Here is a 25428-nt window from a genome sequence, read left to right on the forward strand (position 1 = left end):
GGCGACTCCAGGAACCGCGAAGGATACGTCAGGCTTCAGACGCCCGCCAGCAACGTCTATCGCCCCATACAAAGTAGCTCAATCGTCACAATGGGTTGTCCCGGCGCGACGCATTGCATAGGCTTGCGCGATTGTTTACCCGCCTACGTCACGGGTAGCCTCGAGGAGACATAAAATGGGCCTGAATAAACAGTGGATGGAACGCGATCTCGCGGTGTTATGGCATCCCTGCACCCAGATGAAAGATCACGAACAACTGCCGCTGATCCCGATCAAGCGTGGTGAAGGCGTGTGGCTGGAAGACTTCGAAGGCAAGCGCTACCTCGACGCTGTCAGCTCCTGGTGGGTCAACGTGTTTGGCCACGCCAACCCGCGCATCAACCAGCGCATCAAGGACCAGGTCGATCAGCTGGAGCACGTGATCCTCGCCGGTTTCAGCCACCAGCCGGTGATCGAGCTGTCCGAGCGCCTGGTGAAGATGACCCCGGAAGGCTTGACCCGGTGCTTCTACGCCGATAACGGTTCATCCTGCATCGAAGTCGCGCTGAAAATGAGCTTTCACTACTGGCTCAACCGCGGCCAGCCGAACAAGAAGCGCTTTGTCACCCTGACCAACAGCTACCACGGCGAAACCATGGCGGCGATGTCGGTCGGCGACGTGCCGCTGTTCACCGAAACCTACAAGGCCCTGCTGCTGGACACCATCAAGGTGCCGAGCCCGGATTGCTACCTGCGCCCGGATGGCATGAGCTGGGAAGAACATTCGTGCAACATGTTCGCGGCCATGGAACAGACCCTGGCAGAGCATCATGACACTGTCGCGGCAGTCATCGTCGAGCCGCTGATCCAGGGTGCTGGCGGCATGCGCATGTACCACCCGGTGTACCTCAAACTGCTGCGCGATGCCTGCGACCGTTATGGCGTGCACCTTATCCACGACGAAATCGCCGTCGGCTTCGGCCGCACCGGCACGATGTTCGCCTGCGAACAGGCCGGCATCCGCCCGGACTTCCTCTGCCTGTCCAAGGCCCTGACCGGCGGTTACCTGCCGCTGGCGGCTTGTGTGACGACCGAAGACGTCTACAGCGCCTTCTACGACGACTACCCGACCCTGCGCGCCTTCCTGCATTCGCACAGCTACACCGGCAACCCGCTGGCGTGCGCGGCGGCATTGGCAACACTGGATATCTTCGAAGAAGACAACGTCATCGAGAACAACAAGGCCCTGGCCGAGCGCATGGCGTCCTCTACTGCGCACCTGGCTGACCATCCGAACGTCTCGGAAGTACGCCAGACCGGCATGGTGCTGGCCATCGAGATGGTCAAGGACAAGGCCAGCAAGGAAGCCTATCCGTGGCAGGAACGTCGCGGCTTGAAGGTGTTCCAGCACGCACTGGACCGGGGTGCTTTACTTCGTCCGTTGGGCAGCGTGGTGTATTTCCTGCCGCCGTACGTGATCACGCCGGAGCAGATCGACTTTCTGGCCGAAGTGGCCAGCGAAGGGATCGACATCGCGACGCGTAACAGCGTCAGCGTGGCGGTGCCGAAGGACTTCCACCCCGGTTTCCGTGATCCGGGCTAGCACTGCTCGTCCCCACGCTCTGCGTGGGAATGCAGCCGGGGACGCTCCGCGTCCCAAAAGCGGACGCGGAGCGTCCGATGAGGCATTCCCACGCAGAGCGTGGGAACGATCAAATTAAAGAGAACCCGCATGAGACTGTCCCGCTTCTTTATCGACGCCCCCCTGAGCACCGGCGAACACGAGTTGCCCGAAGCCCAGGCCCATTACATCAGCCGCGTGCTGCGCATGGCCGAGGGCGATGCGTTGCAGCTGTTCGACGGCTCGGGCCACGAGTTTCGCGCCACGCTGGTGGAGGTTGGGAAGAAGCGCGTCGTGGTGCAGATCGATGGAAGCTTTGCCGGGCAAGTCGAGTCGCCGCTGGCGATCCATCTCGGTCAGGGCCTGTCCCGTGGCGAGCGCATGGATTGGGCGATTCAGAAAGCCACCGAACTGGGCGTCACCGAAATCACCCCGATCTTCAGCGACCGTTGCGAAGTCCGCCTCAAGGACGAGCGCGCCGACAAACGCCTGATGCATTGGCGCCAAGTGGCGATCAGCGCCTGTGAACAATGCGGGCGTTCGCGGGTACCGGTGATTCATCCGCCGCTGCTATTGGCGGATTGGTTGAAGCAGACTGAAGCCGAGCTGAAGTTGGTGCTGCACCCGGTGGCCGAGCCGTTGGTCAGTCACGCCAAACCTTCAAGCCTGGCATTCCTGATCGGCCCGGAGGGCGGGCTCTGCGACGCTGAAGTCGAGCAGGCCAAAGCCGCCGGTTTCCACGCCGCCCGCCTCGGCCCGCGCGTGCTGCGCACAGAGACTGCGCCGGTGGTGGCGTTGGCGGTTGCCCAGCAATTATGGGGTGACTTCTAGGGCCCTTTCGCGAGCAGGCTCGCTCCCACAGGAAATGCATTCCATGGTGGGAGCGAGCCTGCTCGCGAATGGCCGCGACACAGTCTAGCGACCGATCTGGCGGCTACTGAACCGGATCGCTCACCGGGTGGGCGATGATGGCCTTGAGTTCGCTGGTCATCGGGAACTCAAGGTTCAACCCTTTCGGCGGGATCGGCTGTTCAAACCAGCGCTGGTAGATGCCGTTGATCTCGCCCGAGCTGTACAGATCGGCCAACGCGCCATTCACCAGGGCAAGGAATTGCGGATCATCCTTGCGCACCATGCAGCTGTAGATTTCCCGCGATTGCTCCTCCCCGACCACCACCCATTTATGCGGGTCATGCGCCTTGGCGCGTTCGCCATAGAGCAGTGCGTCATCCATGTAGAACGCCGCCGCCCGACCTGACTGCAGCATCTGGAACGCTTCGCCGTGGTCCTTGGCGCTGATCACGAACATGTCGATCTTGTTGTCGACGTTGTAGCTCTTCAGAAAGCGTTCGTTGGTGGTGCCGGCGGTGGTCACCACGTTCTTGCCACGCAGATCGGCGAAGCTCTTGATCCCGCTGTCCCTGGCGGTCAGCAACTGGCCTTTGACGTAGATGAAGCCGTAGGAAAACGCCACTTGCTTCTGTCGTTCGGCGGTTACTCCAGTGGAGCCGCATTCGAGGTCGACGGTGCCGTTCTGCACCAGTGGAATCCGCGTCTGCGAGGTCACCAGGGTGTATTTCACTTTCAGCTCAGGCAGCTTCAATTGCTGACGGATGCGCTCGACTATCTTGCTCGCCAGATCCACGGAATAACCCATCGGCTGACCCGTGTGATCACCCACGTAGGAAAACGGCACCGACGCATCGCGGTAGCCCAGCGTGATGCTCTTGGCATTGGCAACCTTGTCCAGTGTGCCGGTCAGCGGCGCTTCATTGGCGTGAACCTGACCGCCCAGTAACAGCCCGAGGGTGCAGCCGAGCAACGTGATTTTTTGCATTGTTATTCTCCGTTGTGGGTATTGGGTCCTGATGGGTTCAGATGCGGGCGGCGGTGACGGTGATTTCCACCAGCACCTGCGGCCGCGCCAGATCGGCCTGCACCGTGGTGCGGCTCGGCGCTTGCCCCGGTGACAGCCAGGCTGACCAGACTTCATTCATTGCCGCGAAATCGGCATTGATGTCTTTCAGATAAATCGTCGCGCTGAGCACATGATCTTTGTCGCTGCCGGCCTCGGCCAGCAGAGCGTCGATTTTCGCCAGCACTTCCCGGGTCTGACCGCCCGCATCCAGGGCATCGCCCGGCACCTGACCGGAGAGAAACACCAGATCGCCGAAGGTCACGGCGCCTGACAGGCGTGGGTTGCTGTGAAAACGTTTAATGGTCATGACGGGGTCCTTTTCCAAGAGGGAAATTCAAGCGCCAGGGTGGCTGAAACCCAGCAGGTCAATGGACGTCTGGCGCTGACTGATCAACTCACTGAGCAACTGGCCACTGCCACAGGCCAGGGTAAAACCCAGCGCACCATGACCGAGGTTCAGCCACAGATTGCGGTAGGCCGTAGCGCCCAGCAGCGGCACGCCGCTGGGGGTCGCCGGACGCATGCCGGCCCACTCCACGGCGGCGTCGTAATCGCCGGCATTCGGAAACGTGTCGCGGGCCTGGCGCTTGATCAGGTTCAAGCGTTCTGGATCGACGGCCGGGTCAAAGCCGACAATGTCGACCATCGCCGCCACGCGCAATTGCTCGCCGATGCGCGCGTACACGATCTTGCGGTCGTAGTCGGTGATGCTCAGCTCAGGCGCCCGGTGTTCGACACCAATCGGCAGCGTCAGGCTGTAACCCTTCAGGGGATAGAGCGGCAGCCGCAGACGGGGCAGCGCCAGCAACGGACTGCGATGGCCGGCGGCGATCACCAGTTGCTCGACGGGCAATGCCTCTGCGCCCAATTCAATGCCGGTGACTGTGCCATTGCTGTGTTGAATCGCGGTTACCGCGTGGCCGAGGCGAAATTCACAACGGCCGGACGCCTTCAGTCGCGCCACCAGTTGCTGGCAAAAACCATGGCAATCGCCGACCTCTTCGTCCGGCGTATAGATCGCGCCGACAAAAGGCGCACCCGCCAGCGCTGGTTCCAGCCGCATGCACTCGGCGGCAGACAACACCTGCTGTTGCTGCGGATCGGCCAGGCCTTGGCGCGCTTTCCCGAAGCTGGCCGGGTTGCGGAAGGTCACCAGTTTGCCGTTGCGCCGCCATTGGAAATCGTTCAGCCCATCGTCTTCGCGCCAGGCTTTCAGTGTGCTCTGGCTGAACAGCGCCAGGCGCAGCAGGTGCGCGGCGTTTTCACGGTTGACCGAGCGGCGGCACGCGGCGAGGAACGACGCCATCCAGCGCCATTGCACCGGATCGAGCCGTGGGCGTAGTTTCAACGGCGAGTCGCCGCGCAACATCCAGCCAATGGCCTGCAACGGCACACCGGCGTCCGCCAGTGGCGCCACGTAGCGATAGGACAACTGGCCGCCGTTGGCGAAACTGGTTTCGCTGCCCAGCGAATTCCGGGCCTCGACCACCGTCACCTCAATGCCGTCGCGCACCAGCGCATACGCCGTTGCCAGGCCAATCACGCCACCGCCGATGATGCACACACGCTGAACCATGTCCGTCCCTAAAACCGTTGTGAAGGCGAGGCCGAGGTTAGAGCCAGGTGACAGGCGGCGAACAATGAATAAAGATGCCGAACCCATAAACAAAGGTTATGGACTTGCCATGCGTCTTCGTCATATCGAGATATTCCAGGCCATTCGCCAGACCGGTTCGATCAGTGCGGCCGCGCAATTGCTCCATGTCTCCCAGCCGGCGGTGACCAAGGTGTTACAGCACGCCGAACAGCAATTGGGTTTTCCATTGTTCCTGCGAGTGCGCGGCAAATTGCAGGCAACGCCGGAAGCGCTGGAACTGGAGCGTGAAGTCGACAAGGTCACCGAAAGCCTGCAAGGGGTGCGGCGCCTGGCCCAGAGCTTGCGCCGCGAGCCCGGCCATAGCCTGCGCATTGGCGCCACTCCGGCGCTAGCCCTGTCATTGCTGCCGCCGGCCATTCACGAGTGGACCGAGCGCTACCCGGACATCGCTTGCGAACTGTCCAGCGCCCATAGCCGCGAACTGGTGCAGAACCTGCTGATGCGTGAAGTGGATGTCGCCCTGACCCTGCAACGCCCGGATCATCCTGGGCTCAAGGCCCAGGCGCTGGCGTCCGGCGTGCTGGTGGCGCTGGCGCCCACCGGTTACTGGTCGGCGGCAGAGGTCGGCACACCGTTGCCGTTGATGGCGCTGGCAGATGCCCCGCTGATAGGTTTGTCCAGCGCCGACCCGTTGGCCGCCCGACTCGACAGTTACCTCGAAGCGGTGGAGCCTCCGCCTCGGGTGCGCATCGCGGTGCAGACCTATTCACTGGCCCGGGCGATGGTGGAATCCGGCGCTGGGCTGGCGGTGATCGACCCGTTCACGGCCCTCGGCGCCTCCCCCGCCGCGACGGCGATTCGCCCGTTGACCCCGCCGCTGCCCATCACGCTGTACGCGGTAACCCGCGCCACCGAACCGCCGCCCCACACGTTGAATGACTTATTGCAGGTGTTCAGTCGCAGGGCCCAGGAACAACTGGATCGCTTGATCCCTGCGCAACCTTAAATGTGGGAGTGAGCCTGCTCACTCCCACAGGGGATTGGGGTGGTTTAAAGGACGTAGAAGAAAATTGCCACGAAGTGCAGCAAGCTCCCGGCAATCACGAACAAATGCCAGATTCCGTGGGCATGGCGCAGCCGATGATCGAGGGCGAAAAAGATAATCCCCACGGTGTACAAAATCCCGCCCGCCGCCAGCCACGCAAACCCCGCAGTGCCCAACGCCGCCAGTAGCGGTTTGACCGCGACCAGCACGATCCAGCCCATCACCGCGTAAATCACAATCGACAGAATCCGCGCTTCCGAACGCGGCTTGATCTCTTGCAGGATGCCGATCAGTGCCAGTCCCCAGACAATCCCGAACAGCGTCCAGCCCCACGGCCCGCGCAGGGTCACCAGGCAGAACGGCGTGTAGCTGCCGGCAATCAGCAGATAGATCGAAAAGTGATCCACCTTCTGCATGATCGCTTTCTTGCGCCCGCGCACGCTGTGGTAAACGGTCGAGGCGCTGTACAACACCATCAAGGTGAAACCGTAAATCGCCACGCTGACGATCTTCCATGGGCTGCCGTCCATGCTGGCGATCACCAGCATCCACACCACCCCGACCATTGCCGCCACCGCCCCGACCAAATGCGTCCAGGCGTTCAATCGTTCCCCGTGATACATGCGTCGCTCACCTCAACATTCGTTGCAACATCGCGCAAGACTACCTCAGTGACCTTTTGATCTAAAAAAAAACGCAGCCTCGTTTCACTCGGCGGCTGCTACAAAAGGTCGCATGCGCGCACAATCGAGCCATTCGAATAAGAGTCCGGGCCATGCTGATCGACGAAGAATTGACCCTGAAAAAACTCGAGGTGTTCCTGGCCTTCATGCGCACCGGCAACCTGGCCCGCGCCGCCGCCGAGTTGCAGACCAGCAACGTCAGCGTGCACCGCGCCATCCACTCCCTGGAAAGCGCCTTGCGTTGCCCGTTGTTCAAACATGAGGGCCGCAACCTCACACCGCTGGAGAGCGCTTACGTACTTGAAGAACGGGCGCAGAAGCTGATTCAGGACGTGGTCGAAACCGTGCGTCTGACCCGCGAAGCCGCCGGCTTTTCTGCGGAACGCTTCAAGCTGGGCTCACTGTATTCACTGACGGTGAAGACCGTGCCGCAGTTGATCATGGGCCTGAAGATCCGCCGCAGCGAACTCAACATCGACCTGATCCTCGGTTCCAATTTCGACTTGCTGTACAAGCTCAAGAACATGGAAGTCGACGCGATCCTGGTGTCGCTGGACGAGAGCGTCAACGACCCGGACTGTGAGCAGATCCCGCTGTTTTCCGACGACATCTTTCTTGCGACGCCAGCGGATTCGAAGTTTGCCCAACGCACGGAGGTCGACCTGGCTGAAGTGCGCGACGAGACGTTCATTACCCTGACCCAAGGCTTTGCCACGCACCAGGACGGTAATCGGGTGTTCAAGCAGGCGGGGTTCGAGCCGAAGGTGGCGATGCAAGTCAACGACATCTTCACCCTGCTGAGCATGGTCAGCTCAGGGGTGGGTTATGCCTTACTGCCAGGAAGGATTGCAGCGGTGTATGAGAACCGGGTGAAGCTGATTCCGTTGCAGGAACGCTATCGGTTGCAGCAGCACATTGGCGTGGTGTTCCTGAAGGCCAAAGAGCGTGATCCGAATTTGCTGGCGCTGCTGGCTGAGTGCCGGATGTACGCCAATCGCCAGGCTTAAGACCGCGTCGCCTGCATCGCGGGCAAGCCACGCTCCCACAGGAACTGCGCTGTCCCTGTGGGAGCGTGGCTTGCCCGCGATGACGTCGGTACAGTCAGCCAGGATCCCGCGGTCTAGCCCACAATCCCGCGAACAATGAAGTACAGCAGCGAAGGCCCCAGCAAGCACCCAAGCCCGGTGTGAAACGTCGCCGTCAACGCGCCATAAGGCACCAATCGCCGATCCGTCGCCGCCAGCCCGGCAGTCACGCCGCTGACCGTCCCGGCCAACCCGCCGAACACCATCGCCGAACGCGGGTTATCCAGGCCCATCCAGCGCGCCGCCATTGGCGTGCCGACCATCACCAGAATCGCCTTGATCAACCCGGTGGCAATCGACAGCGCCACCACATCGGAACTGGCACCAATCGCCGCCCCGGTCACCGGCCCGACGATGTACGTCACCGCGCCCGCGCCAATCGTGGTCATGCTGATCGCATCGCGGTAACCAAACGCCCAGGCCATGCTCGCGCCGACAATGAACGGCAGGATCGTGCCCAGCAGCAACGCGATCACGCCAATCAGCCCGGCCTTTTTCGCTTCCGTGGCTTGCACTTCGAATGCCGTGGCAACGATGGCAAAGTCCCGCAGCATCGCGCCGCCCATCAAACCGATGCCCGAGAATAATGTCAGGTCCGCCAGGCCTTTCTGCCCGCCAGTCATGGTGCCGCCGACCCAGGCCAATACCAGGCCAATGACGATGGCAATCGCCGAGCCGTGAATCCGCCCGTAGGTCAGGCGCTTGGACAACACCACCGACACCCACATGATCACGCCAACGAACGCGAACGCGGTGACCAGGCCATTGGCGGTCAAGCCTTTATCAATGAGTTCCCACATATCAGCGACCTCCTACCGGTGTGCCGACCGGGGTGACTTCCACCGGTTCATCGGGCAAGGGTTCGCCTTTGTGGGTCCGGCTGATCAAGGCAATCGTGCAGCCGCAGATCACCACTGAACCAATCGCCGCGAGCACCGCCACCGGGCCGCCGTGCAGTGCTGTGACGACGTTCTGTTGCGCGGCCATTGCGACCACCACCGGAATGTACATGGCGCCCCAGAAGCCGACGCCCATCTCGCAATCCTTGGTCATGCCGCCGCGTTTTTGCATCCACAACCGCGCGCAAATCAGCAGGATCATCGCGATCCCGACCCCGCCGACGTTGGATTTGACGCCCAGCAACACGCCAAGCGCATCGCCCATGATCACCCCTGCCAGCGTACAGATCGCCAACAGCGCCACACCGTAAATAATCATTGTTGTAGTCCTCAAAGTGCATCGTCGAATGTTGTTTTTGTTGTTCGAAGGCCTGAGTCCGGGTCTAGAGTTGGCGGCTTCCCTCCTCACGCAACAGCGCCTGCAAGGTGTCGAGCCGCGCACCGTCGAATGCAATCACGGTGCCCTGCTCGAATACCCGGCGCGCCAGCCCGGTCAACACCGCACCGGGCGGCAGTTCAATCTGAAGTCTTACGCCGCGCTCATAAGCGCTTTGCACCGTGCCGCGCCAGTCAACGATGCGGCACATGTTGAACGCGAGGTCATCGCGCAAGGCGTCGGCATTGATGATGAGGCGGGCGCGGCTGCCGCTCAGGTAACCCAAAGTCGGCGTTTTCAGTGACACCTTGGCGAATGCTTCCGCCAGAATTTTTGCCGGACCCTCCAGCAACGGGCAGTGCGAAGGCACGCTGACCGCCAGCCGTTTGGCCAAGCCTGCACCGTGACCTTTCGCCATCGCCGCCACCGCTTTCATGGCCTCGTCGCTGCCGGCAATCACCACCTGGTTATCGGCGTTGATGTTGGCCAGGTAAACCGGCGCATCGAGGCTGTGGACCTGCGCCAGCAAACTTTCCACTGTGGACAACTCCAGACCGATGATCGCGGTCATGCCGTAGCCCTGTGGATAAGCCTGCTGCATCAACTCACCGCGCAGGCTGACCAGATGCAGCGCATCGCTAAAGCTCAAGGCACCGGCGACCACCGCCGCCGGGTAAGCGCCGATGGACAATCCGGCCACGTAATCCGGCGCCAGGGTTAATTGACGAGAAGCCGCGACTCCGGCGATCAACAGGCAAAGCTGAACCGCACGAGTCGACTTCAACGCCTCTGCCGAATCGAGCCGTAAAACGTCTTCACCCAGCACTTCACTCGCCTCGTTCAGCGTTTCGCGAGGCAAACGCTGGAGCATGCCCGGCTGCTGCGCGCCCTGGCCCGGAAACACCAACAGACTGCTCACGCAGCTTGCTCCTGTGGGTTCCAAGGATCGATCACCAGACAGGCTTCACGGGCATTTTTCAGCAACACACGACGAGCCGAACCGGCCCATTCGCGCAGGGCCACAGCGCCGAACGGTGTCTGCAACTGCATGTCCACCAAGCATTCGGCAGCCTCCAGAATCTTCACCAGATCCTGCGCTTGAGAACGGCCCAGCGCATGCGGGGTACGCAGGATCAAGTCGAGATCACTGCTCTCGTGCAACGCTGCAAACCCGCTGGCCAATTCAAACCCGGCACTGCCGCTGACACCCCACACCCAACCACAGTCATCGAGTAGCGGCCGCAGTTGATTGAGGGCACGCACGGCCGGCAAATTCCGACCAATCGAGACTTGGCAAAGGTCTTCCGGCTTGACCCGACGCTGAATGCCATCGACCGGCATCACCGTCGCAAAACGCTGTTCACGCAAACGTCCACGCACACCAACCGCGACCAGACCCGGCGCACTCACCGCACGCCGAACCACCACGGGCTGGCCCGCGCTCAAGGATTCGGTCACCCACGCAGGCGCGTCCGCAGGCAACAGCTCCGGGGTCAAGCCCCAGAGCAGATCGTGGGCCATAAACGTATTCACCACTGCGCTCTCAGCAGTTGGCGAACCTTGCTCGAGGCGGCACGGTTGCTCGCACCCAAGCGGCTGCTCAGGTCGCGACCGCTGGCCGCCACATCGCCAATCGCCTGATTCAGGCATTCAGTCACCCGCGTCAGATCGGCCGCCGTCGGCTGTTCAATCTGTTCCACCGACAGGGTTTCCCACAGCAAACCGAGGCTGGCGTAGCTGTCGATGTCATAGGCCATCGGCGGCACGCTGGCGGCCAACGCCTCAAGTTCTTCAACACTGCGCAAGGTCACCCGCGCCGCCGACGCCTTGCCCATCGCATGCACCATCACTCCCGGATCACGCAGGGCAATCAGCCGATTGGCCTGATACCCGTGGGCCAGAAACGCGCCGGACATCGCCTTGCCCACCAGCAAACCAATCACCGCGTGGCCCGCCAACCGGGCGCGGGCATAACTGTCCGCCGCGCCGGCCAATGCCTGATGGATGCCGAGGGCTTCTTCGCGTCGACCATAGGCCTGGCTCGGCACATCGACGAGGGCGATCACGGCGCGCTTGTGCGGTTTATCCACATCCGCGGCGATCACTTCATCCACCGCCTTGGCCAACCCCCAACCTTCCAGCAAACCGACTTCACCGTTGCGCGCACGGACAAAACGGTTGTCTGGATCCGCCACCACCGCGATAAAACGGACAGGCTGATCATCCAGCACGCCATCGGCCACCTTCAATGATGCCGGCAAGCCTTCGACCGGTTTCGCCCCGGCGCTCAACGCGTTGAACCAGTTCAAACCTCTCAGTGAATAGCTGTTCATGAGCGCGCTCCTTGATACAGATCACGAACCGTCGCCGCTTCGATTTGCGGCGCGGCGTCCAGACGGGCCAGCCGTTGCAGGTACAGATCGGCCTGGCGACTGCGTTGGTGCGCTGGCAAACCTTGCTGCAGCAATTCACTGACTTTTTGTTGAATCTGCGCCACATCATCGGCGGCATAACGATCCACCAGACCGCTGGCAAAACGCTGCTCGCCACCGGTCAGGCTCCAGATGAAAGGACGGTCACGGGAGTCGTATTCCTCAAGCCCGGCTTCCTGTTCGATGACTTGCGGGCCGTTCAGGCCCAGACGCGCTTCCTGGGTGACCACTAAATAACTGCACAACCCAGCCGCAATCGACATCCCGCCAAAGCAGCCGACGCTGCCGGCCACCACACCAATCACCGGCTGGTATTGGCGCAGGTCGACAATCGCTGCGTGAATATCGGCAATCGCCGCCAACCCGAGGTTGGCTTCCTGCAAGCGTACGCCGCCGGTTTCCAACAGCAGCACGGCGCGGGTTGGAATGCCGTTGCGGTTGTCTTCGGCGGCCAGTTCCAGCGCGCCCGCCATCTTCGCCCCGCCGACTTCACCAAGGCTGCCGCCCTGGAAGGCCCCTTCGATGGCCGCGATCACCACCGGCAAACCACCGAGGCTGCCCTTGGCGATCACCACGCCGTCATCGGCTTGCGGCACCACGCCCTGGCGCTCAAGCCATGGCGACATGATGCGTTGAAACGGGTCGAGCAATTCGCGGAAGGTGCCGGGGTCGAGCAAGGCTTTCGCGCGTTGCCGGGCACCGAGTTCGATGAAGCTGTGTTTGTGGAGGAGTTCTGCGTTATCAGTCATGACCGATCTCCTCAAAGCCTTGTTCCAGACGCAAGCGCACCACGCCCGGTGTCGCGCCGAAATCGTGGATGGCGATGTCCATCGCCGGCGGTGTCTGACCGTCGAACATCCGCGAGAACAAATGCTGCCAGCGCTGCTGCGCGCCATTGACCGAGGTCTGTACGTTGATGGTCAGCTTGCCGGCCTGACCCGGTTCGATCAGCACTTCCAGATCGCCCGAGCCGACACAACCCACCAGCGTGCGACCGCGTGGCGGCTGCCCGGCGGGGAATTCAAAGGATAAGGTTTCCATCAGAAAGCTCCGGACTCGAGGCGGTCGATAAACAGGCAGGCGGCGAGCAAGTCGGCGGCGCCGCCGGGCGAGGCATTCAACGCGATTAATTGTTCATCCAACTCATGCAAACGGCGGCGACCGGCAAGGCTGGCGCTGCCGCCCACGTCGAGCACGGCTTGTGCGCCGAGTTGCATGGTCTGCAGGCCTGCTTCGCCAGCGCGGTAGAGCACGCAGGTGTCGGCCAGTCGGGTCATGATCGCCAGCAAGGCATCGAGCCGGGCGTTCTGTTCACCGTGGCCGGCGGCGCGGCTGTGTTTGAGTTGCGGCAATGCCCGTTGCACCACTGAAGGAAAACCCAGCTGCGCTTCTTCACGGGCACCACGGGCGCCGAAACGCTGGGCGACTTGGGCGCCGTGGCTGAAAGGTCGTGGTGCATAACGGTCGTCGAGCAACGCCAGGCGTGCGGCGCGCAGAGTGATGGAACCGGCGGCGCTGGATTCGGGCTCAAGCGCGGCAGCCGTGACCAACAGGCCCAAGGCCCAGATCGCCCCGCGATGGGTATTCACCCCTTCCGTGGTAGCGAGCATCGCTTGCTCCCCTTCCCGGCCAATCCGCCCCACCGCTTCGCGCAGCGGCAAACCGATTTCGCCAAGCTCGATAGCGGCCTCGGCCATTTCCTTGAACGCAGACCAGAGTGACAACGCCGAAGCGTGCATCAGCCCCAGGTGCAAGTCGGTGTGCGCGCCGTTTCCGCGGCGGTCGACAAGTGCCGGTTTCGGCGACAGGTCGGCTTCGTCGATCAGCGCGTCCACCGCCCAATCGGCCAGCCGTTCCGCGAGGGTCAGGGTTTTCGGTTGCAGGTTGAGTGCGTGCATTACCAGCTCCTGAACTTGGCGGGCGGGTTGTAGAGGCCACCGGACCACTCGACCAGATCGGCCACGCTTTTCGCGGCGAGCAGTTCGCGGGTGGCGTCGGTGCGGCGAATGCCGAGGTCTTCGGGCAAGGCAATCAGACCTTCGCGGCGCATGCGTGCGGTGTCTTTCGGGTTGTGGCGCAGGCCGATGGCGGTCACCCCGGCGACGGCGGCGATCATCGCCTGGCGTTCTTCCAGCGAACGCGCCTTGTACAAATAGGCGATGCCTTCTTCGGTCAGCAGGTGAGTGACGTCGTCGCCGTAGACCATGATCGGCGCCAACGGCATGCCGCTTTTCTTCGCCACATCAATCGCGTCGAGGGTTTCGACGAAGGTCGGTTTGCCGCCCTCCTGGAAGGTCTCGACCATTTGCACCACGAGTTTTTTGCCGCGTTCCAGCATCGGTTCGGCCACGTCGGTGTGGCGCATGTCGAGCCAGGCGGGCGTGCCGTGACGGCGACCGCGCGGGTCGTGGCCCATGTTCGGCGCACCGCCAAAACCGGCGAGGCGTCCGCGGGTCACGGTGGAGGAATGACCGTCGCCATCGACTTGCAGGGTCGCGCCGATGAACAGGTCCACCGCGTATTGCCCGGCGAGCTGGCTGAACATCCGGTTGGAACGCAGCGAGCCGTCTCGCCCGGTGAAGAACACGTCCGGCCGTGCGGCAATATAGTTTTCCATGCCCAGTTCGGTGCCGAAGCAATGCACGCTTTCGACCCAGCCGCTTTCGATGGCCGGGATCAAGGTCGGGTGCGGATTGAGCGTCCAGTTGCGGCAGATCTTGCCTTTGAGGCCGAGGGATTCGCCGTAGGTCGGCAGGATCAATTCGATGGCCGCGGTGTTGAAACCGATGCCGTGATTGAGCGACTGCACGTTGTGTTTTTCGTAGATGCCACGGATCGCCATCATCGCCATCAAGATGTGCACAGGCTTGATGTGCCGTGGGTCGCGGGTGAACAGCGGTTCGATGTAGAACGGCTTGTCGGCCACCACCACGAAATCGACCCACGAGGCGGGGATGTCGACGCGGGGCAAGTCGCTGACATCGTCGACCAACTGGTTGACCTGAACGATGACGATGCCATCGCTGAACGCCGCCGGTTCGATCAATGCAGGGGTGTCTTCGGTGCTCGGCCCGGTGTAGATGTTGCCGGCGCGGTCGGCCATGAAACCGGCCGAGAGCACCACGTTGGGAATCAGGTCGACCACCAGCCGCGCATAGAGCTCGATGTAGGTGTGGATTGCGCCGATTTCCAGCAAACCGTCTTCCAGCAACTGGCTGATGCGCAGGCTTTGTGTACCCGCGAAGGAGAAGTCGAGCTTACGGGCGATGCCGCGTTCGAACAGGTCCAGATGCTCGGCGCGGCCGACACTGGGCATGATCATGTGCAAGTCGTGGAGCTTGGCGGGATCGGCCTTGACCAGGGAGCGGGAGAGGAAATCCGCCTGCTTCTGGTTATTGCCCTCCAGCACCACACGGTCGCCGGGCAGGATCAAGGCTTCCAGCGCCGCGACGATGTTGTCGGTGGGCAACACCACACCGTCGGCAAGATCCTTGACCAACGCCAGACGCCGCTGCTTTTCGCTGCGCCGCCGCGTCCATCGCGAGTCGGGGGATATTGTTGTTGTCATGACCACTCCACGGGTTCGCTGTCGTGGGAGTCACCTTAGGAGTGTTGGGTCGGCGGCATCAATCAAGCACAGAGACGGATCGTTACGCTTGGAGTAATGGTTGACTGGGCTGACGTCTTCGCGGGCAAGCCCGCTCCCACAAGGTCCGTGCTGAGCCCGCTATCCGAGGCAATCACAATACCTGTGGGAGCGGGCTTGCCCGCGATGAGGCCAGCACAAATAACGCAAATCCAGGATCAATTGATCAACCCTGCACTCACAAGCAACTCCTCCAGCGCCAGCAAGTCCGGCACCTTGGCCACTTGCTCCCCCACCTGCACCGCCGCCTGTTCCAGCGGACACAACGGCACATCCACATAGCTCAACTGGCTGTCGAGTTTGTAGGAGCGTGGAATCCCCTGCACCAGCAGCGCGATGAATTTCAGCTCCGGTCGTCCACCGAGGGCATTGAGAATCACGATCCGCGCCCGCTCGCCGATGACGATTTTCTGGCCGCACGCTGACTCAAAACTCAGCAACGGAATCTGCCGGTCCCGCCACTTCACCAAGCCCAGATACCACGGCGGTGTATCGAGGTCGAACGCCCCCGGTTGATAGTCGATCAGCTCCGCCACCGCGACATTGGGCACGATCAGGTTGCGGTCGGCCAAGGGCAGCAACAGGCCCGTGAGGTTGCTGGCGCGATGCTCAAGCATGGGATTTGCTCCACAGGGCGATGCTTTCGAGCAGCACCGATTCCTGGTACGGCTTGCCGAGGTAGTCGTTGACGCCGATGGCCATCGCGCGGTCGCGGTGTTTCTGGCCGGTGCGTGAGGTGATCATGATGATCGGCAGGTGCTGCAAACGCTCGTCTGCGCGCACCTGGGTCGCGACTTCGAAGCCGTCCATGCGCGGCATTTCGATGTCCAGCAGCATCACGTCCGGCATGTGTTCTGCGAGCAGCAACATGGCGTCGACTCCGTCCTTGGCGGTCAGCACGTTCATGCCGTGGCGTTCGAGCAAACGACTGGTGACCTTGCGCACGGTCACCGAGTCATCGACCACCAGCACCAGCAAGGGCTTGTGTGGCTCGACTTCGGTGTCCTGGGTCTGCACCTGTTGCGGCGCAGGCACCTGCATGGCGCGGATCGGCGCCAGCAAATCAAGAATCAGCACCACCCGGCCATCGCCCAGAATCGTCGCCCCGGACAATCCCTGCACCGCGGCGAACTGCGGGCCGAGGCTTTTCACCACGATCTCGCGGGTACCGGCCATGGAGTCGACTTGAACTGCAATGTGCCGCTCGTTGCATTGCACCAGCAACACCGGCAACGGCAGGCTTTGGCCCAACAGTTTCGGGCGGGTGCTGGTTTTCAGCAGCTCGCCCAGGTAGCACAGTTCGTAATCCTGCCCAGCGTATTTGTACCGCGGAGGATCGAGGCGGTAATGCCCTTCCAGCTCGTTGGGCAGCACGCGGACGATGCCGTCGATGGTGTTCAACGGGATCGCGTATTGATCATCAAAACACTGCACCATCAGCGCGCGGTTGACCGACACGGTGAACGGCAGGCGAATGCGAAAATGCACGCCCTGCCCCGGCACCGAGTCGATGACCATCGTGCCGCCGAGCTGGCGAACTTCTTCATGAACCACGTCCATACCCACGCCACGTCCGGAAATCTGGGTGATCTTCTCGGCCGTGGAGAACCCCGGTTGCAGGATGAACTGCAACACGTCGCGGTCGCTGATCTCAGCGTCCGCAGCCAGCAAACCGCGCTTGATTGCCTTGCGCCGCACCGCGTCCAGCGGCACGCCGGCACCGTCGTCGCGGATGTCGAAAATCATGTCGCCGCCCTCGCGGGACAGATCGAGGGTGATCCGTCCCTTGGCCGGTTTGCCGGCAGCGATGCGCACCTCGGCCGATTCCAGCCCATGGTCCACGGCGTTGCGCAGCATGTGCTCCAGCGGCGGTGCCATGCGCTCGAGGACGTTACGGTCCATCTCGCCTTCGGCGTTGCCGACAATGAATTCCACGTCCTTGCCCAACTCGCTGGAGACCTGGCGAACGATGCGTTTCAAGCGCGGCAGCATCCGTTCGAACGGCACCATGCGCGTACGCATCAGGCCTTCTTGCAACTCGGTATTGATGCGGCCCTGCTGTTGCAACAGGTTCTCCGCATCCTGGTTGCGCCGGTCGAGGGTTTCCTTGAGGTCGAGCAAGTCAGAGGCCGACTCGAACAGCGCCCGCGACAGTTGCTGCAATTGCGAGTGGCGGTCCATTTCCAGCGGGTCGAATTCTTCGTAGCCCAGGCGTTCGGCGTCGACTTGCTGGCGGCTGAGAATCCGCCCCTGGGTTTCGGTATCGAGCCGGCGCAATTGGTCGCGCATCCGCTCGATGGTGGTTTCCATCTCGCTCAGGGTGACCCGAGCATCGTTGACCTGTTGTTCGATACGGCCGCGGAAGATCGAGGTTTCACCGGCCAGATTGACCAGGTCGTCGAGCAGCTCCGCCGAGACCTTGACCATGTCGGCGCCCGCGTCGGCTTGCAGCGCGGGCGCCTCGGGCTTGGCGACAACAGGCGTTACAGCGGCCGGCTGAAGCACGGCCGGATGGCTGAAATTCTTGATCGCATCGATCAGTCGGTCGGCCGGCGGCAATGGCTGGTCGGCGCGGGTCGCATCGAGCATCTGCGCCAAGCGGTCGTGACTGCTTTGCAACAAGGTGAACAACGCCGCGCTCGGTTGCAGGGTGCCCGCCGAGAGGCTTTCGTAGAGAAATTCCAGCTCATGGGCCAGATCGCCAATCGGGGCGATTTCGACCATGCGTGCACCGCCCTTGAGCGTGTGCAGATCACGCAGCAGGGTTTCTACTTCCTGCCGGTTCGACGGTTCGGCTTGCCAGCGCACAAGCGCAGCGCCGGAGTTTTCGATGATGTCGAAACCTTCCTCAAGGAAGATTTCCAGCAACTCTGGATCATGCCCCGGCGAATCCTTGGCTGGCGCTGGCGCTGGCTCCGGCACTTCGGCGGTGTTCGTATTGCCCTGACGAAACGCGCGAATCGCCTCGATCAGCTCGCCCGGGTTGCCCAGCGATTGCTGATTCTGCAACTGCTCCAGCAGCACCGCGAGCCGGTCATGGCTCTTTTGCAGTAACTGCGCCAGGGTTTCGCTGTAGGTGTAACGGCGGTCCACCAAGCCTTCGTACAGGCTTTCCAATTCATGTGCGAGGTCGCCGACCGGCTCGACTTCAGCCATCCGCGCCCCGCCCTTGAGCGTGTGCAAATCGCGCTGCAAGGACGACAGCGGCGCGGCGTTGTCCGGGTCACTCAACCAGCGTTGCAGGGCCTGGCCGGCGCTTTCGAGAATATCCACGGCTTCTTCGAGGAAGATCGAAACGATTTCATCGTCCAGATCCACCTGGGTTGCGGCCTGCTCCAGTTCGGCGGTGGCGCTGCTCAGTTCCCGAATGCTCAGGGTCCGGCTGCCATCACTGCGGATCAGGCCCATGGAGGACGGATCCAGACTTTCATCGAGCAACCCGCGCAAGGCCCGGATGCGTTCCGGCTGCGGGCTGACCTCCTGGCCGGCGGCCAGTTCGTCGAGCATGTTGATCAGCGCTTCGTGAGCACTTTGCGCCTCATGGAAAAACCGTTCGCTGACCGCCAGGCTGCTCTCTTCCACTGCGCCGTACAGGTCGAGCAAGGCTTCGCAGAGCGCGTCCACCGGATGCAAGTCGGCGAGGTGCGCGCCTTCGCCGAGGGTGGTCAGTTCATCAAGCAGCGCGGTCAGTTCCTGACGTTCGCCGGGGTGCTGCTGCCAGCGCTGCAACAGGCTTTCGGCGTCCAGCAGGATGTCCATGCCCTGGGCCAGGAAGTTGTTGATCAACTGCGGATCACGCTTGGTTCGCAGCGCGGTATTGGGTGTGCTCAGCAGAGATTGCAGACGTTCGGCGAGCAACGACTGGGTGCGTTCGATCAATGAGCGGGCACCGCGAATCCCGGCCAGCGGATCGGTCTTGAGCTGGCGCAAGCCGAGCCGAAACAGCCCTTCGGCTTCCAGCAACAGCTCAACTTCGTCGAGGTCCAGCGCAATCAGGTGCGCCTTGTATTCGCGAGCCAGTTGATCCAGCGGCGTCGCCAGTTCGGCAATCGGCAACACACCGGCCATCGAGGCGCTGCCCTTGAGCGTGTGCAAGGCGCGCTGCAACTCATCGCTGGCCTGCAGCGGCACATGCTCGGCGGCCTGATCGAGAAAGCGGTTGAGGCTGGCCAGATGGGTTTCGGCTTCTTTGCGGAAGATCTCCAGCAACAGCGGATCGAGGGCCGCGACGTCCTGCGTGTCTTCATCGCTGGCCGGCGCATCGCCCTTGGCGAGGGCGTGCGCTCGCACCGCCAATTGGTCGACATCGTTGCGTTGCCGCTGGGTATTTCCGGCGAACTCGGCCACCAGCTCCGGCAGTAAATTCAGTACATCGGTGAGCAGTTGTTGCACGGCGGCACCTGGCGCGACACTGTCTTCCAGCACGCGGTTGAGCAGGTTTTCCACCGCCCATGCCAGCTCGCCCAAGACCAGCGCCCGAACCATCCGGCCACTGCCTTTCAACGTGTGAAAGGCGCGGCGCAGCTCACTCAGGGCAGGCTTGTCGTCGGGGTTGGCGGCCCAGCGCGGCAAGAATTCCTGGAGGATATCGAGGACCTCATCGGTCTCTTCGAGAAAGACTTCGCGCAGCTCATCGTCGACCGGCTCTTCACCGACGGGGGGCGGTAACAGGCTGCCTGGCGTGGTCAGGGCCGGCGGATTGACCGAAGACACGGGACTGGCCAGCACATCGGCCAGCGACTGCACGGTCTCGGGGTCATCGAGCCCCTGCTGGTCCTGCATGACCTGCGCTTCACTTGGGCTGAGCACCTCATCGAGCATCGGCACATGCGTTTCGCTGGGGAAAAACCCGAGCGATGCCAGGCTTTTTTCGGCGACATCGAGGAGCTTTTCGCCCGGGGATTCGGGGTCGTCACTCAGGCGTTCCAGGTAATACTCGATGCTGGAAATCACGTCGGCGAGGCTGTCCAGTTCCTGCCAACCGGGCTGGTCCGGCTCCAGCAGCAGATGCTCGCGGATAAAGTGATTGCAGGTTTCGATCAGGCTCGCCGCGCGGCTCAACGGGATCATCGCCAACGCGCCGCGCACCTGCGTCAGCAAGGCCGGCAATGCCTGCAGATGCTGACGATCCCAGTCGGCGTCGATGTAGTCGACGATCATGTCCTTGGCTTCTTGCAGGCAGATGCGCGCTTCGCGGATGACGATCTGGTGAATCTGCGTCAGGTCGGTGGTCGGCAGGCGGCTTTCTTCCCGGCTCTCGGGCTCCACGGTGCCGACCATGCCGGCCAGGGTGGCTTCGACATAGAGCAAGGCGCCCGCAACGTCCATGAGGATCGCGTCGTTGGGTTCGCGCTGGCCCTGAACCAGGCTCAGCACCACTGCCAGCTGATCGATGATGACTTTGCGCGGCTGACCAAACCCCAGCACCGCCAGGGTGTCGGCGATCTGCCGCAGCGGCGCCAGCAGGCTGTCGAGGTCCGAGGTGTGCTGGCGGTCGCTGCGCACGAACAGGTCGAGGCGCTCCTTGACCCGCACCAGTTCTTCGCAAAGCGCAGCCAGCACCGAACGCATGGCATCGCGGTCGGGGCCGGCCAGCCGTGCCCGTTCTTCATCGACCATCGCGCTGTCGGGCAACGCATCGTCCAGTGAGTAGCGATCTTTCATGGTCAGCATCTGCCCGGTGGGATGGTCGGCCTTGGCAATGTAGAACAGCAAACTCTTGAGCAGCTCCGGCGGTGCCGGTTGATTGATGCCGTGGAAGCCTTGCTCCAGCAGACGCTTGAGCTCATGGTCGGCTTCCTTGAACAGGCTGCGCAACGCCGGACTGTTGGCGATCACACCGGCGCACATGCCTTCGACCAGCGCCGAGGCGACTTGCCACAGCGGGCTCAGGGGCGCCCCTGCGCACAGCCCTTCGAGGCGCGAAAAAACCCTCGCCAGATAATCGAGGTGGGTCTGGTCATCCTGTTCGCGCAGCAACCCGACCAGCGCCACCTGCAGCATCTGCCGTAATTTACGCAACACGTTGGCGAAGTCCGCGGGTTCCAGCCGTGTCAGTGAAGCTTCGTCCAACGGCGGCAGATCCGCCAGTTGCGGGCTGAACAGGCTGGTTTCCGAGAGCAGGGTTTCACCTCGGGCACTGCGCAAATCGTTGAGCAGTGGCAACACCACCAAGGGCAAGTCCCGGCGCGCACTTTGCACCCGGTCGAGGTAAATCGGCAGTTGCCCGAGGGCTTGCAGCAACAGGTGCAGCGCCTCGTCACGATGGCTGACGCGGTCCTGCTGCAAGGCGCTGGTCAACTGTTCCATCTCTTCGGCGAGTAACGCTGCGCCGTAGAATTCGACCATCTGCAAACTGCCGTGAACCTGATGGATATACGCCAGGCAATCGTTCAAGGCGTACAACGCCTGTGGGTCATCAAGCAGGGTTTCGATGGCTTGATGAGCCAGCTTCAGCGTTTCGGCAATCTCGCCTTTGACCCACTCAAGGGCCACATAGTCGTGCCGATCACCCATAACCACTCCAGTCCCTACGCCAATCAAAAATCATACGCCTGTGGACGGTTCACGCTTTGTCTGCCGCCTGCGCCTTGGCGGCCGGCAAGGTGAAGCCGGACACCGAACGCCGCAGCTGACTCGCCATTTTCGCCAGGTTGCCGATGCTCTCGGCGGTGGCGGTGGAGCCGGACGAGGTCTGCGAGGTGATCTGTTGAATCACGTTCATCGTCAGGGAAATCTGCCCGGCCGAAGAGGTTTGTTGCTGCGCCGCGTTGGAAATACTCTGGATCAACGCGGCGAGGGTCTTCGATACCCCTTCGATTTCTTCCAGGGCCACACCGGCATCCTGCGCCAGCCGCGCGCCACGCACCACTTCGGTGGTGGTCTGCTCCATGGAAATCACCGCTTCGTTGGTGTCCGTCTGGATCGCCCGCACCAGGGTTTCAATTTGTCGGGTGGCGGCGGACGAGCGCTCGGCCAGGCGCTGCACCTCATCGGCGACCACCGCAAAACCACGCCCGGCGTCACCGGCCATCGACGCCTGAATCGCCGCGTTGAGCGCAAGGATGTTGGTCTGGTCGGCAATGTCATCGATCAGGCTGACGATGTCGCCAATTTCCTGGGAAGACTCCCCCAGACGCTTGATGCGTTTGGCGGTGTCCTGAATCTGTTCGCGAATGTTGTCCATGCCGTGGATGGTGTTGTGCACCACCTCGTTGCCCTTGTTGGCAATTTCCACGGAGCGCTCGGCCACCGCCGACGATTCGGCGGCGTTGGCCGAGACCTGATCGATGGACTGGGCCATGTCATTAATAGCCGTGGAGGCTTCGGAAATCTGCTGCGCCTGATGCTCCGAGGCCTGCGCCAGGTGCATGGCGGTGGCCTGGGTTTCCTGCACGGCGGCGGCGACCTGGCCGGCGGTGAGGTTGATGGTCGCCACCAGGTCGCGCAATTGGTCGACGGAATAGTTGATCGAATCGGCGATGGTCCCGGTGAAGTCTTCGGTCACCGAGGCCGTGACGGTCAAGTCGCCGTCGGCCAGGTCTTCGATTTCGTCCAGCAGGCGCATGATCGCGTTCTGGTTGCGTTCGTTCTTCTCGGCGGTTTCCTGAAGCTGGCGGTTGGTTTCGCGAACCATCACCAGGCCGATCAGGATGATCGACGTCAGCGCCAGCAACCCCAGCACGTAGCCGCCGATGGTGTCGGTATTGCGCCCGCCGGCGAGGTTTTCGAAACCGGTGGCCAGGTGCGAGGCTTCGTCGAGCAGGGTTTGCGACAGGGTAAAAATGTTGGAGGCCGACTCGCGGACCTTGAACAGTTCCGGCGAGGTTTCGAGGATTTCATCCACCGAACCGGAGACGAATTCGAACAGTTCGGAGATCTCGGTCAAACGGGCGCGCGCATCGCGGTCCTCGACCTGGCTGATGCGTAGCGCCACGTTGCCCTGAAGCATGCCGTTGAGCACCTGGCCAAAACGCGCGGCGTCGCGACCGAAGGCATCCGCGGCTTGCTGCGAGTTTTCGTCGCCGGACAGCACAGTGTTCACCGCGCCCAAAATGCGCTCGGCCAGCAGCGATTGACGCTGGGCCATCGCTACCTGCGCTGCCGGGGCGCCACGTTGCAAGAGGATCTCGACGACTTTCTCGTACTCGACCTGCAACTGCGGCACGGTTTCGGCCAGGGTTGCGGCGACTTGATGCAGGGACAGCACGGTCTGTTCGCTGGAGAGAATGGCGTCGGTGTTTTTCAGCAGGCGTTCCCAATCGAGCTGCACGGCGCGCATTTCCGGGCGCACGGTGGACGGCGCGGGTGGCAGGCCGGTGGCCGGGTCGCCCTTCTTCAGGTAGCCCCAGCGCTGGGCGAAGTCGTTGCGCGCATCGCTGAGCAGCTTGAACGCCGCCGCTTTGCCGGCGGCGGCTTCGGTTGCATTTTTGGCGATGCGCTGGGACAGCACGCGCAGTTCACCGGCGTGGCCGATGTACTGTTTGTCGTACGTGGCCTGGGTGTTGAGGTAAGCGAAATTGGCGAACAGCAGCATGATGAACACGATCAACGCGATAAACAGCACGATGATCTGCGAGCGACTGCGCGATCCTTCTGGCTTGCCTGTTTTTGTTTTTATCATCAGTCCTCGCCTGTTAACCAACACCCTTTAATGCTTGCCGAAAACCCTGCAGGAGCAGGGGATGGGGTTTACAGCGCCACATGCATAAAACCTGGCGACTGCGCCAGCGCAAACGGACTGAACACTTGCCAGGCCTGCTCGCGCTGGAACCGGCCTTTGACGAACGCCGACATCGGCCCGCTCGCCTGATCTGCCGGCTCCAGGCTGTCCTGGGCAAAGTGTTGCAAGCCGAAGACTTCGTCGACCAGCAACCCGGCAAACACCTCGTTATGGTCCACCACCAGTACCCGCCGCTGCTTGCGCGGCGCCGAGACTTCGTGGCCAAAGAAACCGCACAAATCCATGACCGGCAGCAATCGCCCACGCAGGTTGGCGACCCCTTTGACCCAGGATTTGACGCCCGGCAACTGAGTGAAACGCGGTTCATGCAGGACTTCGCTGACTTCGCCCATCGGCGCGACGTACCAATCCTCGCCCATGCGAAAACCGATGCCGCTCCAACTGTCCTGGCGGGTCGGTTGCGACGGCAGGTCCGCCGCCAGCAGACGACAGCGCTGGTCGATCTGCAGCAGCAGTTCGAAAGCCGTCAGCGACTCGGTCATGGCCGGACGATCAACCGGCCAGTACGTTGTTGAGGGTTTTGATCAGGGTCTCTTCGTCGACGGGTTTGGTCAGGTAGTCCTTGGCGCCCTGGCGCGTGCCCCAGACCTTGTCGGTTTCCTGATCCTTGGTGGTGATGATAATCACCGGGATGTGCCCGGTGTCCGGGTCTTTGGTCAGCTGGCGGGTCGCCTGGAAACCGTTGAGGCCAGGCATGACGATGTCCATCAGCACGGCGTCAGGTTTTTCCTGACGGGCCAGGGCCACGCCGTCGGCGCCGTTCTCGGCTTTCAACACTTCGTGACCGTGCTTTTCCAGCATGCCGGTCAGTTTGTACATTTCGGTCGGCGAATCATCGACGATCAGAATACGTGCCATGGTCTTCCCCATTCTTGTCGACGCCGGGCCCGCTGGCCGAGCGTCACTGTGCGTGTCCTACTGCGGCAAAACGGCGGCGAAGCCCGGAACATGGGCCTGGATCGCGTTCAGCAGTTCTTCCTTGCTGAAAGGCTTGGTCAAAAACTGGTCGGAGCCGACGATGCGCCCCTTGGCCTTGTCGAACAGCCCGTCCTTGGACGACAGCATAATCACTGGCGTGGACTTGAACGCACTGTTGTTCTTGATTAAAGCGCAGGTCTGATAGCCATCCAGACGCGGCATCATGATGTCGACAAAGATGATGCCGGGATGATTATCGGCAATCTTGGCCAGCGCATCGAAACCGTCGATGGCCGTAATGACTTCACAACCCACATTCTTCAACAGCGTTTCGGCGGTGCGACGAATCGTCTTCGAATCGTCGATCACCATGACCTTCAAGGCGCTGGAATGCTGATCCATAAATGCTCTACCGTCGCCTTTGCGAAACAAATTGTCCGTTTGGTGGCTGGAAACCCTTGATGCTCAAGGGCCAGCACGGCATGG

General features: G+C 62.1%; 23 protein-coding genes. 4 read left to right on the forward strand and 19 right to left on the reverse strand.

Features of this window, described 5'->3' with window-relative positions:
• Window positions 1-175 precede the first annotated feature (175 nt).
• Together H8F22_RS15870 and H8F22_RS15875 are read left to right on the forward strand one after the other, a co-directional pair.
• Entirely contained in the window at window positions 176-1582 is a 1407-nt protein-coding gene (locus H8F22_RS15870) for an adenosylmethionine--8-amino-7-oxononanoate transaminase (protein ID WP_194940439.1), read from the forward strand.
• 129 nt (window positions 1583-1711) lie between these two features.
• Window positions 1712-2431, forward strand: coding sequence for a 16S rRNA (uracil(1498)-N(3))-methyltransferase (locus H8F22_RS15875; protein WP_194940440.1), 720 nt, complete (start codon window positions 1712-1714; stop codon window positions 2429-2431).
• Window positions 2432-2534: 103 nt separating this feature from the next.
• Here the strand turns inward: H8F22_RS15875 and H8F22_RS15880 are convergent, their stop codons facing one another.
• From H8F22_RS15880 to H8F22_RS15890, 3 genes are read right to left on the reverse strand one after another with little or no spacing between them, the layout of a single operon-like run.
• On the reverse strand, window positions 2535-3437 hold the full coding sequence (locus H8F22_RS15880; protein ID WP_059182027.1) for a transporter substrate-binding domain-containing protein: 903 nt from the start codon (window positions 3435-3437) through the stop codon (window positions 2535-2537).
• A 37-nt stretch (window positions 3438-3474) separates the two neighbouring features.
• Window positions 3475-3825 carry a RidA family protein gene (locus H8F22_RS15885; protein WP_059182026.1) on the reverse strand — a complete coding sequence of 117 codons (351 nt, stop codon included), beginning with the start codon at window positions 3823-3825 and terminating at the stop codon, window positions 3475-3477.
• Window positions 3826-3852: 27 nt separating this feature from the next.
• Window positions 3853-5094 (reverse strand): D-amino acid dehydrogenase, encoded by a 1242-nt coding sequence (locus H8F22_RS15890; RefSeq protein WP_194940441.1) that lies wholly within the window; start codon window positions 5092-5094, stop codon window positions 3853-3855.
• 109 nt (window positions 5095-5203) lie between these two features.
• Between H8F22_RS15890 and H8F22_RS15895 the strand changes: the two genes are divergently transcribed.
• On the forward strand, window positions 5204-6121 hold the full coding sequence (locus H8F22_RS15895) for a LysR family transcriptional regulator (protein ID WP_027926590.1): 918 nt from the start codon (window positions 5204-5206) through the stop codon (window positions 6119-6121).
• Between the two features lie 44 nt (window positions 6122-6165).
• Here H8F22_RS15895 and trhA read toward each other — a convergent pair whose 3' ends face one another.
• A complete protein-coding gene (trhA, locus tag H8F22_RS15900; protein WP_027926589.1) occupies window positions 6166-6783 on the reverse strand; it encodes a PAQR family membrane homeostasis protein TrhA in 618 nt (205 codons plus the stop codon).
• Between the two features lie 152 nt (window positions 6784-6935).
• Here trhA and H8F22_RS15905 point away from each other — a divergent pair, with 152 nt between their 5' ends.
• On the forward strand, window positions 6936-7850 hold the full coding sequence (locus H8F22_RS15905) for a LysR family transcriptional regulator (protein WP_027926588.1): 915 nt from the start codon (window positions 6936-6938) through the stop codon (window positions 7848-7850).
• 113 nt (window positions 7851-7963) lie between these two features.
• Here the strand turns inward: H8F22_RS15905 and madM are convergent, their stop codons facing one another.
• From madM to pilG, 15 genes are all read right to left on the reverse strand, one after another.
• Complete coding sequence (madM, locus tag H8F22_RS15910; RefSeq protein WP_027926587.1) at window positions 7964-8728, reverse strand: malonate transporter subunit MadM; 765 nt, start codon at window positions 8726-8728, stop codon at window positions 7964-7966.
• A gap of 1 nt (window position 8729) precedes the next feature.
• Entirely contained in the window at window positions 8730-9146 is a 417-nt protein-coding gene (gene madL, locus H8F22_RS15915; protein ID WP_027926586.1) for a malonate transporter subunit MadL, read from the reverse strand.
• Between the two features lie 64 nt (window positions 9147-9210).
• Entirely contained in the window at window positions 9211-10122 is a 912-nt protein-coding gene (gene mdcH / locus H8F22_RS15920) for a malonate decarboxylase subunit epsilon (protein ID WP_194940442.1), read from the reverse strand.
• Entirely contained in the window at window positions 10119-10739 is a 621-nt protein-coding gene (locus H8F22_RS15925) for a malonate decarboxylase holo-ACP synthase (RefSeq protein WP_194940443.1), read from the reverse strand. The genes mdcH and H8F22_RS15925 overlap by 4 nt, the downstream gene beginning before the upstream one ends.
• Window positions 10733-11536, reverse strand: a complete 804-nt coding sequence (gene mdcE, locus H8F22_RS15930) for a biotin-independent malonate decarboxylase subunit gamma (RefSeq protein WP_194940444.1) — start codon at window positions 11534-11536, stop codon at window positions 10733-10735. The genes H8F22_RS15925 and mdcE overlap by 7 nt, the downstream gene beginning before the upstream one ends.
• On the reverse strand, window positions 11533-12384 hold the full coding sequence (locus H8F22_RS15935; RefSeq protein ID WP_194940445.1) for a biotin-independent malonate decarboxylase subunit beta: 852 nt from the start codon (window positions 12382-12384) through the stop codon (window positions 11533-11535). Before H8F22_RS15935 ends, mdcE begins: the two co-directional genes overlap by 4 nt.
• Window positions 12377-12676 (reverse strand): malonate decarboxylase subunit delta, encoded by a 300-nt coding sequence (locus H8F22_RS15940; protein WP_027926581.1) that lies wholly within the window; start codon window positions 12674-12676, stop codon window positions 12377-12379. Before H8F22_RS15940 ends, H8F22_RS15935 begins: the two co-directional genes overlap by 8 nt.
• Window positions 12676-13533 carry a triphosphoribosyl-dephospho-CoA synthase gene (locus H8F22_RS15945; protein ID WP_194940446.1) on the reverse strand — a complete coding sequence of 286 codons (858 nt, stop codon included), beginning with the start codon at window positions 13531-13533 and terminating at the stop codon, window positions 12676-12678. Before H8F22_RS15945 ends, H8F22_RS15940 begins: the two co-directional genes overlap by 1 nt.
• The gene (gene mdcA / locus H8F22_RS15950) at window positions 13533-15203 is read right to left on the reverse strand and encodes a malonate decarboxylase subunit alpha (protein ID WP_027926579.1); all 1671 of its coding nucleotides are present in this window, start codon (window positions 15201-15203) and stop codon (window positions 13533-13535) included. Before mdcA ends, H8F22_RS15945 begins: the two co-directional genes overlap by 1 nt.
• Before the next feature lie 236 nt (window positions 15204-15439).
• Window positions 15440-15898, reverse strand: coding sequence for a chemotaxis protein CheW (locus tag H8F22_RS15955; RefSeq protein ID WP_027926578.1), 459 nt, complete (start codon window positions 15896-15898; stop codon window positions 15440-15442).
• Window positions 15891-21797: an Hpt domain-containing protein gene (locus tag H8F22_RS15960; protein WP_194940447.1), complete on the reverse strand. Its 5907-nt coding sequence runs from the start codon at window positions 21795-21797 to the stop codon at window positions 15891-15893. Before H8F22_RS15960 ends, H8F22_RS15955 begins: the two co-directional genes overlap by 8 nt.
• A gap of 49 nt (window positions 21798-21846) precedes the next feature.
• Complete coding sequence (locus H8F22_RS15965; RefSeq protein ID WP_027926576.1) at window positions 21847-23904, reverse strand: methyl-accepting chemotaxis protein; 2058 nt, start codon at window positions 23902-23904, stop codon at window positions 21847-21849.
• Window positions 23905-23972: 68 nt separating this feature from the next.
• Window positions 23973-24506, reverse strand: coding sequence for a chemotaxis protein CheW (locus H8F22_RS15970; RefSeq protein ID WP_027926575.1), 534 nt, complete (start codon window positions 24504-24506; stop codon window positions 23973-23975).
• Between the two features lie 10 nt (window positions 24507-24516).
• On the reverse strand, window positions 24517-24882 hold the full coding sequence (gene pilH / locus H8F22_RS15975; protein WP_027926574.1) for a twitching motility response regulator PilH: 366 nt from the start codon (window positions 24880-24882) through the stop codon (window positions 24517-24519).
• Window positions 24883-24939: 57 nt separating this feature from the next.
• Window positions 24940-25344 carry a twitching motility response regulator PilG gene (gene pilG, locus H8F22_RS15980; RefSeq protein ID WP_027926573.1) on the reverse strand — a complete coding sequence of 135 codons (405 nt, stop codon included), beginning with the start codon at window positions 25342-25344 and terminating at the stop codon, window positions 24940-24942.
• Between the last annotated feature and the right edge of the window lie 84 nt (window positions 25345-25428).

This window comes from Pseudomonas mucoides (assembly GCF_015461845.1).
Classification (GTDB): Bacteria; Pseudomonadota; Gammaproteobacteria; order Pseudomonadales; family Pseudomonadaceae; genus Aquipseudomonas; species Aquipseudomonas mucoides.

Bases quoted from the DNA above. Each gene is read 5' to 3' on its own strand.
- trhA (WP_027926589.1), bottom strand. From the start codon at position 6,783: ATGTATCACGGGGAACGATTGAACGCCTGGACGCATTTGGTCGGGGCG.
- madL (WP_027926586.1), bottom strand. From the start codon at position 9,146: ATGATTATTTACGGTGTGGCGCTGTTGGCGATCTGTACGCTGGCAGGG.
- mdcA (WP_027926579.1), bottom strand. From the start codon at position 15,203: ATGACAACAACAATATCCCCCGACTCGCGATGGACGCGGCGGCGCAGC.
- H8F22_RS15870 (WP_194940439.1), top strand. From the start codon at position 176: ATGGGCCTGAATAAACAGTGGATGGAACGCGATCTCGCGGTGTTATGG.
- pilG (WP_027926573.1), bottom strand. From the start codon at position 25,344: ATGGATCAGCATTCCAGCGCCTTGAAGGTCATGGTGATCGACGATTCG.
- H8F22_RS15885 (WP_059182026.1), bottom strand. From the start codon at position 3,825: ATGACCATTAAACGTTTTCACAGCAACCCACGCCTGTCAGGCGCCGTG.
- H8F22_RS15940 (WP_027926581.1), bottom strand. From the start codon at position 12,676: ATGGAAACCTTATCCTTTGAATTCCCCGCCGGGCAGCCGCCACGCGGT.
- pilH (WP_027926574.1), bottom strand. From the start codon at position 24,882: ATGGCACGTATTCTGATCGTCGATGATTCGCCGACCGAAATGTACAAA.
- H8F22_RS15935 (WP_194940445.1), bottom strand. From the start codon at position 12,384: ATGACTGATAACGCAGAACTCCTCCACAAACACAGCTTCATCGAACTC.
- H8F22_RS15965 (WP_027926576.1), bottom strand. From the start codon at position 23,904: ATGATAAAAACAAAAACAGGCAAGCCAGAAGGATCGCGCAGTCGCTCG.
- H8F22_RS15880 (WP_059182027.1), bottom strand. From the start codon at position 3,437: ATGCAAAAAATCACGTTGCTCGGCTGCACCCTCGGGCTGTTACTGGGC.
- madM (WP_027926587.1), bottom strand. From the start codon at position 8,728: ATGTGGGAACTCATTGATAAAGGCTTGACCGCCAATGGCCTGGTCACC.
- H8F22_RS15970 (WP_027926575.1), bottom strand. From the start codon at position 24,506: ATGACCGAGTCGCTGACGGCTTTCGAACTGCTGCTGCAGATCGACCAG.
- H8F22_RS15875 (WP_194940440.1), top strand. From the start codon at position 1,712: ATGAGACTGTCCCGCTTCTTTATCGACGCCCCCCTGAGCACCGGCGAA.
- H8F22_RS15895 (WP_027926590.1), top strand. From the start codon at position 5,204: ATGCGTCTTCGTCATATCGAGATATTCCAGGCCATTCGCCAGACCGGT.
- H8F22_RS15945 (WP_194940446.1), bottom strand. From the start codon at position 13,533: ATGCACGCACTCAACCTGCAACCGAAAACCCTGACCCTCGCGGAACGG.
- H8F22_RS15955 (WP_027926578.1), bottom strand. From the start codon at position 15,898: ATGCTTGAGCATCGCGCCAGCAACCTCACGGGCCTGTTGCTGCCCTTG.
- H8F22_RS15960 (WP_194940447.1), bottom strand. From the start codon at position 21,797: ATGGGTGATCGGCACGACTATGTGGCCCTTGAGTGGGTCAAAGGCGAG.
- mdcE (WP_194940444.1), bottom strand. From the start codon at position 11,536: ATGAACAGCTATTCACTGAGAGGTTTGAACTGGTTCAACGCGTTGAGC.
- H8F22_RS15905 (WP_027926588.1), top strand. From the start codon at position 6,936: ATGCTGATCGACGAAGAATTGACCCTGAAAAAACTCGAGGTGTTCCTG.
- H8F22_RS15890 (WP_194940441.1), bottom strand. From the start codon at position 5,094: ATGGTTCAGCGTGTGTGCATCATCGGCGGTGGCGTGATTGGCCTGGCA.